Here is a 7,321-nt window from a genome sequence, read left to right as displayed (position 1 = left end):
CCCCCTCATGAATGCATTAAAAAGGGGTTCCCCAATCATTGCCTCAGCCTCCTCCGTATTCTCTCCTCTCCTCGCTTCGCCGCCTTCGCTAGATCCCCCTTACCAGCCATCCTAATCACTAGTATTAGGAGGAGCAGTAAGCTTAGAACCCTACGCATGGTCACTCGCTGCTGCCTATTAACCGGATTAAAAACTTATATTTCCTTGCTTGTTCCCCTTGACGAGATGCCAACTAACCTGCCTCCGGAGGCCAAGGCTAAGTGGATGAAGGCAATGAATGCCAAGACAGATGAGGAGAAGATAGCGGCCCTAGAGGAGTTCCTGAGTTCAATACCGAAGCATAAGGGCACGGAGAACCTTGTTCACTTCGTTAGGCATAGGATTGCGGCGTTGAGGCAGGAGATCGAGCTTAAGCAGAAGAAGGAGAAGGGGAGCCGTGGGGGCAGGACCATATATGTGGAGAAGGAGGGGGATGCGCAGCTTGGCGTGGTTGGGCTGCCTAGTTCCGGTAAATCAAGCCTACTGAAGTGCTTGACTAATGCGAACGTGGAGCCGGATGATGTTCCATTCACTGATTCCCAACCGATTCCAGGCATGTTCATAGAGGACCTTATATATTACCAATTAGTTAAGTTCCCCTCGCTTAACCCCTTCGATGCGGAGAGCGACANCAATGTCCTCGCGGCCTCCCTTGCCAGGAACGTGGATGGATTGATAATAGTGCTGGATGCCTCAAGCAACATAGAGGAGCAAGTGAGGAGGATAGAGGAGATATTTAAGGGGCATGGAATATTGATTAGGCAGCCCCGTGCATTGATAAGCATCAAGAGGACCGTGAGCGGGGGCATACAGGTCTCGGGCTCGTTTCACGGCTGCTCCATTGACTCCATCAAGAGGCTATTAGCGGATTACGGCATATTGAATGCCCAGGTAACGATAAATGGCGAGGCCACGCTGGATGATGTGGAGGACGCGCTGTATAAGAACTATGTCTATAAGCCCAGCATATTCCTGATAAATAAGGTGGATCTAATCGATAGGGGGAGCCTAGCTGGAATTGAGTTAGAGCCCAGGATCCCGGCGTCCCTAGTGAAGTGCAGGATAAACAGGAAGCAATTAAGCGAGACCATACTGAGGAGGCTTGACTTGATTAGGATCTATTCGAAGAATACTCAAATGGATACATACTCCAGGAAGCCCCTCATCATGCGGCGCGGATCAACCGTGGGGGACGTCGCTAAGTCAATACACACGAGCCTCTATGAGAACTTCAGGTACGCCAGGGTGTGGAGGATGGAGGACTACCCGAATCTCTATAAGAAGGTGGGCCTCAATTACGTGCTGGATGATCAGAACATAATAGAGATACACTCCTAGAAGCGATTCCTTCCCCTAGCCGTCGAGAATGGGCAGGTGAATCTATAATCACAGTGCTTGCAGTTACTGATCGAGTTATTATGGGTTGGGTTCCTCTTATATAGCCAATACCCCAATGCGTTCTCTATATCCCTCATCACGCCGGATTCATCCACCTTGACATCCCTAATCAAGGCGCTGCCCACCCGCGTCGCTTGGCCGGGAGGCATGTCCAGTAACTTGCCTCTTAATTCCTCAACCTCATTCCTCAAAACGAAGCTGGCGCCCCTCATCACCTTAACCACGAACGCCCTTGAGCACTTGAAGCCTAGTCGCCTCATCATGACGCAGTAAATCGATGCTTGCATCATCTCGTGGTCGCGTATCTCCATGAAGCGGCTGCCCGTCGTCTTCAGCTCAATTATCCCCAGTGCCTCCTTTAATGGAATCACCATATCTATTTGGCCCAGGATGGGGACCCCGCTCACTAAATCAACTACAGCTACCTCGGGCGATGGATTGCTTAAATCCACTTTGCCTATCCATCTGGACCCAACCACGTTATTGAAGTACTCGACCCCCTCCTCCCCCCTATTAACCAGGGTTGGAACGCTCTTCCCAACATCCAAATCATAACCGGCCTCCGCCCTGACCCCTAGTTGCCTCCCGTGCTCCTCAATGCCGCCTAGGCTCGCCTCCCCCACTTCCCGGGGCATCATGTTGCTCAGGTGAACCCTGTACTCACATACCTTGGCTTGCACGGCTATATTGCTTACCATTAGGAAGACGGCTCCATGCTTCATCTTAGGCAGGGACCGCCACTCCCCGCTCCAAAAAATGGCATCCCTCCGCAGTATTGGGGCATCCACTTGATTGGGCATTCATGCTGGCATAAAAACGTATCGACCCCTCCTTGTTAATGCTTATTAATGGGAACTATTAGTGATATATATGTCCATCATCGATGAATTAAGGAAGGCGGTTGGCGATAATCACGTGCTTACCACTAGGGAGGACATGCTTCCATATATGCGCGATGCCTCCTACTTCATTGGCGAGGAACCCATTGCCGTAGTGCTCCCGGGAAGCACTGAGGAACTATCCAGGGTAGTGAAGGCGTGTTACGCGAATGAGGTTCCCATGTATGTGAGGGGCGGCGGCACATCGCTCACCGGCTCCTCGGTGCCTATGCGGGGCGGGGTAGTGATAAGCATGAATCGCTTCGACAAGATACTGGAGACGAGCATACCGGATAGGTACGTCGTGGCCGAGGCAGGCGTGAGGCTGGACACGCTTAACGCGTACTTATCGAAGTTTAATTACTTTTATCCCCCAGACCCCGCCAGTTCCCTGGCCGCCACCGTTGGGGGCTCACTATCCACTAACGCTGGGGGCTTGAGGGGGGTAATGTATGGCGCAACAAAGGAGTGGGTGCTCGGCATGGAGGTGGTTCTGCCGACCGGCGAGGTGGCTCAATTCGGGGGCCGCGTCCTCAAGAGGTCGATAGGTTATGACTTAACGGCGTTAATGATTGGAAGCGAGGGAACGCTGGGCATAATAACTAAGGCCACGCTTAAGATAGCGCCCATTCCCCGGAGGATAGGCAGAATACTTGTTTACTATGAGTCAATAGATGCGGCGGGGAGAGCGGTTGCTAAGTTGAAGGAGGCGGGGATAATACCATACATAGCGGAATTCATGGATAGGATATCCATGGAGGCAGCCAAGAAGGGGAAGGGCGTGGATTACCCGCAGGAAGCTAATTACATGTTGATAATAGATATAGCGTCAACCGAGGAATCGCTTCAGAAGGATCTGGAGTCGGCCGCGGAGGTGCTTAAGTCGACTAGCCCCATGAGTCTGAGAATAACGACTGACCCCGCCGAGATGGAGCGGATATACTTAGCTAGGAAGGGGCTCTACTCCTCCCTCCTAATGGAGCGGACTGCGCCTGGAGAGAAGGTGATAATAGGCGATATAGTGGTTCCATCAACCGAGGTGCCCGCCACGCTGCTGGATATAGATAACGCGATAAGGAATTATGGCTTCAAGGTATCCCTCTTCGGCCATATAGGGGATGGAAATATACACCTCAACATATTCGCCGACACCAGTAAGGAGAATGAGATGCGCAGGGTCTCCTCGTTCCTGTTGGAGACAGGCATGATAGCGGTGAGGCATGGAGGCAGCGTCTCGGCCGAGCATGGCATTGGGCTGGAGAAGAAGCAGTTACTGGTTGAGGAGTTCAAGGCCAGGGGCACCCTAGTTAACTTGGAGCTAATGAGGCAAATAAAGAAGGTTTTCGATCCAAAGAATCTCCTAAACAGGGGGAAACTCTTTGATTAGCGTCCTAACAGCGTTGGAGAAGGAAGTCACGGCATGCATAAACTGCGGGTTCTGTGAGGCGGTTTGCCCAACATTGCCGGCAAGCGATTACAGGGCGTCAATGGGGGCCAGGGGCAGGATTAACCTAGCGAAGGAGTTCCTAGAGGAGGTTAGTAGAAGCGGGAGAAGCAAGTTATCTGTGGGGGACGCCTTTAATTCATGCCTAAGCTGCTACGCGTGCCTACAGGTGTGCCCCGCCGGNGTGAATGCGGGGAGGGCCAGTGACTACATGAAGCAAGTCATAGCTAGTGGGCAACTCCTCGAGAAGAGGCAGGAGCACCCAATAGCTAGGATGATAGTGGAGCTGACTCTGAGGTATAGGGATCCACTGGGCCTAGGGGATAAGTGCGCCGATTGGGCCAATGGCATTGAGTTCGATAATGACTCAACCACTATACTATACACGGGCCACATGTATCAATTAATGGCGTATAATAAGAAATTGAGGGAATTGCTTAACGGCAACATGGAGCTAATGAGGATTGGGTCGAGCCTAATCACGCGCGCACCTGCCTTGGCTAAAATCATGCGGGGACTCTACGATAAGGAGGTAAAGGATAAGATGGAGAAGTACCTACGCAACGTGGTTACCCTACTCAAGGCGGCCGGAATCAAGTTCAGGTACTTGGGCGTGGATGAGCCGTACCCCGGCACGCTCCTCCTCGATATGGGGTACGTAAACGAGNTCGCTAATTACGCTAGGCAAGTCGCCGATCTATTTCACGAGAAGGGGGTGAAGAGGATAATAGTAATTGATCCACATACATATGACATATTGATTAACGAGTACCCGAAGTACGTGCCTAGCTTTGATTTCGAGGTGGTTCATTACCTGGACCTCCTGGGTTCCCTCCAGTTCAAGAGCCTCGGCGATTCCGTGACCTATCATGAGCCCTGCCACCTAAAGAGGAGGATGAATTACGATAAACCCCTCGAGCTCCTGAGCAAAGTGGGCCAAGTGAAGATGCCTCGCCACAATGGTAAAAACACCATGTGCTGCGGCGGGCCCGATGAGGCGTTCTACCCAAGGGTGTCGAATAACGTGGCTGTCCTTAGATTCAATGAATTGAAGGAGACAAGCGCCTCCAAGATAGTGACCGCATGCCCCATATGCTTCGTTAACCTGGACATGGATGGAAGCGTAGTCGACATTTCACAAGTATTGGTGGACTCATTGATGAATCAGGCACCACGCTGATCGGGATGCATAATGGATGAATCGCTTGCCAAGGAATTGATCAGCCGCATACTGGAGGAGGCGGATCTCTATAGGAAGACAAGGCAATGGCTACGAGGCTCCACCCTGAACGGGAGGGTACATGTCGTGGCCATCGGGAAGGGAGCCATATCCATGGCGGCCGCCGCCGAGGATGAATTGGGACCCAACATAGTGAGCGGGGTGGCCGTGGTTCCAAAGGGCACGCCGGGCCGATTAAGGATGATCCCTATAATTGAATCAACTCACCCATTGCCAAGCGAGGCCAGCCTAGAGGCCGCGCAGAGGATACTCTCATTGCTGGAGAAGATTAGTGAGGGGGACGTGGTTCTCTTCCTAGTCAGCGGCGGAGGATCAGCTCTAGTGGAGTTACCTGTGGAGGGGGTGTCACTCGATGATTTGCGTCGACTCAATGATCTCATGATAAGGAGCGGAGCCACGATTAATGAGATCAATGCCGTTAGGAAGCATATCTCCATGGTTAAGGGCGGGCAATTAGGTAGGCTAGTGATGAGGCGGGGCGGACGCGTCGTTTCCCTGTTGGCGAGCGATGTGCCTGGCGATGACCCGGCAACAATAGCAAGCGGCCCCACCGTTCCCGATCCAACTACGTATGGGGATGCCATAGCATCATTAAGGAGAAACGGCGTTTGGGACACTGCTCCCCCCAGTGTTAAGCGAGTATTGGAGGAGGGAGAGCGGGGGCTCAGGGAGGAGACGCCGAAGGAATTAGGGGGAGCTATCACTGTTGTGGTGGCCTCCAATATGGATGTGTTAAGGGGAGTCGCTGAGTGGCTGGAGAAGAGGGGGCATCCATCCCTAATATTGACGTCGAGGATGGAGGGGGAGGCACGGGAAGTGGGCAGATTCCTGGCCAGCATTGCGCTGGACTCGATCAAGAGAGGCGTGCCGTTGAGGAGAGGCATCATTCTTGTGGGGGGCGAACCAACGGTTACGGTGGTTGGCAATGGAGTGGGGGGCAGAACCACTGAGATGTGCACTGGATTCGCTTTGAGCGTGAGAGACATGAATGGGGTCGGTTTATTGGCTTTGGCCACTGATGGGCTTGACGGAAACATGGGGGCAGCTGGCTGCATTGCCGATGGAAACACAATCAATGAGGCTAGGGCGCGCGGCATCTATGCAGCAGAGGAATTGAGGAGAAACAATACAGCCGCGATTTACGAGGCCACCGGATCATTGATCAGGACCGGCTTAACTGAAGCAACTTGAATATAGTGGCGGCAATAATAATTGATGATACGCCTCATGCCTAGGCGCGGCTTGGTAATACGGTTATAGAATTCGTTAAATGCTATGTTATGGAATTACCTAGCGAATAATTAGTATGCAACTTTATTCGTCACCTCAAATTATATTAATTATATATTGGTGATAATTAATATTGTTATTAAGATGGATTCTAATGTTGCCTTATCATTTTGTCTTATACATTTATAGAATATATTATTTGGTAATAATCGTTATAAATAACTTTGAATCACCCTTATAATGGCTGGTCAAAACACATACGTACTTAATGAGGCGATAAGAAAGCTCTGGGTAAGGATAATACCATTCGTGTTCATACTATATGTAATAGCCTTCCTTGATAGGGTTAACATTGGATTCGCCGAGGTCCCAATGCATCAATTACTGGGGTTCAGCTACTCTGCGCTGGGGCTTGCCTCGGGCATATTCTTCATTGGCTACTTCATATTCCAGATGCCGGGCACTTACCTGGTCGATAAGATCGGAGCCAAGGTAGTTATAGCGATATTCCTCGCCGGGTGGGGATTATTCGGAATACTGGTCGGCACGGTCACCAATGTTATGGAGCTTTACATATATAGATTCATTGAGGGATTCATGGAGGGCGCATTCTTCCCCGGCGTCATATACTATCTATCCCTTTGGTTCCCGCAGAAATGGAGGGCGCAGGCAGTGGCTCTCTTCATGATGGCTATTCCGGTCTCCGAAATAATTAATGGCCCATTAGCGGGCTACATAATAACCACAATAGGTTGGCGCTGGCTATTCTATATAGAGGTGCTACTTGCCCTCATCTTCTCGCCCATTGCCTACATATTTATGACTAATAGGCCAAACGAGGCTACTTGGCTATCCCCAGAGGAGAAGAATGCGTTGATCGCGGCCCTCAATAAGGAGGCGGAGGAGGCGGCCAAGAAGGTTAAGCAAAGCATAGGCTCCGCGCTGGCTAACCCAGTTACCATAATGCTTGCCCTCATCTATTTCTTCTGGGTAACCGATCTATATGCGGTGAGCATATGGACCCCAGCAATACTTAAGCTCGGCTCCGCTTATGGCTATGTTGGCGTGGGGTACCTGGTGGCGGGCATATGG

The 7,321-nt window shown here is 51.4% G+C and carries 4 protein-coding genes and 2 pseudogenes; 5 read left to right on the top strand and 1 reads right to left on the bottom strand.

Going from position 1 to position 7,321, the window contains the following annotated elements; all coding sequences use genetic code 11:
• Window positions 1-225: 225 nt before the first annotated feature.
• Window positions 226-1,377, top strand: coding sequence for a GTP-binding protein (locus AT710_08580; GenBank protein ID KUO90664.1), 1,152 nt, complete (start codon window positions 226-228; stop codon window positions 1,375-1,377).
• Here AT710_08580 and AT710_08575 read toward each other — a convergent pair.
• Window positions 1,374-2,225, bottom strand: coding sequence for a hypothetical protein (locus AT710_08575; protein KUO90663.1), 852 nt, complete (start codon window positions 2,223-2,225; stop codon window positions 1,374-1,376). The two genes, AT710_08580 and AT710_08575, sit on opposite strands and share 4 nt — an antisense overlap.
• Window positions 2,226-2,307: 82 nt before the next feature.
• Between AT710_08575 and AT710_08570 the strand changes: the two genes are divergently transcribed.
• From AT710_08570 to AT710_08555, 4 genes and pseudogenes are all read left to right on the top strand, one after another.
• Window positions 2,308-3,702: a dehydrogenase gene (locus AT710_08570; protein KUO90662.1), complete on the top strand. Its 1,395-nt coding sequence runs from the start codon at window positions 2,308-2,310 to the stop codon at window positions 3,700-3,702.
• The gene (locus AT710_08565) at window positions 3,695-4,939 is read left to right on the top strand and encodes a hypothetical protein (protein KUO90661.1); all 1,245 of its coding nucleotides are present in this window, start codon (window positions 3,695-3,697) and stop codon (window positions 4,937-4,939) included. The genes AT710_08570 and AT710_08565 overlap by 8 nt, the downstream gene beginning before the upstream one ends.
• Before the next feature lie 12 nt (window positions 4,940-4,951).
• Window positions 4,952-6,234, top strand: a pseudogene (locus AT710_08560) (hydroxypyruvate reductase).
• A 235-nt stretch (window positions 6,235-6,469) separates the two neighbouring features.
• Window positions 6,470-7,321: pseudogene (locus tag AT710_08555) on the top strand.

Source organism: Thermocladium sp. ECH_B (genome assembly GCA_001516585.1).
Classification (GTDB): domain Archaea; phylum Thermoproteota; class Thermoprotei; order Thermoproteales; family Thermocladiaceae; genus Thermocladium.
Note: the sequence above shows the minus strand (reverse complement) of the source record. Positions and strands in the feature narration are given on the sequence as shown.